This window comes from Caballeronia sp. M23-90, assembly GCF_053574605.1.
On record NZ_JBSIPA010000744.1, the window covers coordinates 1 to 1,841 of the forward strand.

General features: G+C 62.4%; 1 protein-coding gene and 1 pseudogene. Both read left to right on the forward strand.

Annotated features, from left to right (window positions below):
* Window positions 1-47: 47 nt before the first annotated feature.
* On the forward strand, window positions 48-1,412 hold the full coding sequence (locus tag ACRXB1_RS35410; protein ID WP_449494699.1) for an MATE family efflux transporter: 1,365 nt from the start codon (window positions 48-50) through the stop codon (window positions 1,410-1,412).
* A gap of 133 nt (window positions 1,413-1,545) precedes the next feature.
* Window positions 1,546-1,773 (forward strand): annotated as a pseudogene (locus tag ACRXB1_RS35415) (hypothetical protein); the annotation flags it as partial.
* Window positions 1,774-1,841: the final 68 nt, after the last annotated feature.

The window sequence follows — 1,841 nt, forward strand, 5'->3', positions numbered from 1 at the left end:
TTGACGGGCGGAACCGGCCGCTCGATGCGCCGGGGCACGAACTGACCATGTGGCCGGACGTCCGCAAGATCGCCGCGTTGGCGTGGCCGGTGCTGATCGGGCAACTGGCGATCATCGCGTTCGGCGTGATCGATACCGCCATGGTCGGCCGCTTCTCCGCGACCGATCTCGCCGCGCTCGGCCTGGGTTCATCGATATACATTTCCGTCTACATTGGCCTGACCGGCATTCTCACAGCACTGCAGCCAATCGCCGGGCAACTGTTCGGCGCGCGGCAGGAAGCCGAGATCGGCGAGGAAGTGCGCCAGGCGTTGTGGCTGGCGGCGGTGTTATCAGTGATCGGCTTTGTTTGCCTGTACTTCCCGCAACCGCTCCTGAGCATCGCCGATGCCCCACCCGTCCTGCACGAACGCACCCTCTCCTATTTGCGCATCCTGTCGCTGGGGTTGCCCGCGAGTCTCGCGTTTCGCGTCTATAGCTCGCTGACCAATGCGGTCGGCAAACCGCGGCTCGTGATGTTCCTGCAAGTCGGCGCGCTGGTGGTGAAGGTGCCGCTCAATTTGTGGTTCATCTTCGGCGGCTTCGGCATGCCGGCGCTTGGCGGCCCGGGCTGCGCGATCGCCAGCACGCTGATCAACTGGCTGATCGCGATCGTCGGAATGACGGTGCTCGTACGCGTCGGATTCTTCCGGCCGTTCGGCATCTTCTCGCGCTTTTGCTGGCCCGTCTGGCGACGCCAGAAGGCGCTCCTCAAGCTCGGGATTCCGATGGGACTGTCCTATCTCATCGAAGTGACGTCGTACACGTTCATGGCGCTTTTCATCTCGCACTTCGGCACGACGACACTGGCCGGGCATCAGATCACCGGGAACATCGGCGCGGTGCTGTACATGACGCCGCTCTCCATTGGCGTAGCCTCCGCCACGCTCGTCTCGCAGGCAATCGGCGCGCAACATTTTGATGCCGCCCGTTCCCTCGCACGGCACGGCATCGCGCTCTCGTGCGGGATCGCTGTTGTATATGGCGTCGCGCTGTTCGTGCTGCGGCCCTACGTGCTGATGGCCTACACGCCGGACGCGCAGGTCATTGCCGCAGCCATGCCGCTGCTCGCAATCGTGGTGTTCTACCACCTCTTCGACGCACTCCAGATCACCACGGCCTTCGTGCTGCGCGCCTACAAGGTCGCCGTCGTGCCGACGGTCATCTACGCCGTTGCGTTATGGGGAATCGGGCTGGGCGGCGGGTATTTGCTTGGCTTCAATGTAGGCGGTTTTGCGCCTGAATCGCTACAAGGCGCGCGCGGGTTCTGGGTCGCGAATTCGGTGAGCCTGGGCGTGGCGGGCATCGGTCTGTTTCTGTACTGGCGCCGCGTCAGCCGCCGCCATATCCCCGCCGACGCCAAACCCGCATAGCATCTTCACGTAACAACGCGCACCCGATGCAAACAATCATCAAATCTTGTCGCACGATGGAAACAAATGCTTAGCTTAACGTAAGGCTCCGGTAAAATCGCCAGCGGTTTTGGCTTTTCCCGGAGCGCATTTGATGATCAGCGTCATAAAAAAACAAACCTGGACGCTGGCTTCGGCCGCTGCCGTCTCATTGCTGGCAATAGGCTTTCTCGGCGCGACGCATCGCGCAGACGCCGCCCGGACGGTGAGCGTCTCGCCGCAAGGCAAGGTCACGCAGGTCCGGCAAGTCGTGGTCAAGTTCGACGAACCCATGATCGCCTTCGGCGATGCCGCCGCGAAGGCGCCGGCTCAGGTGCATTGCCCATAGTCTGCGTCGAGGATGCCATGATGATCGAAGAATACATTGAGCGCTGCGGGGATCCGAACGCA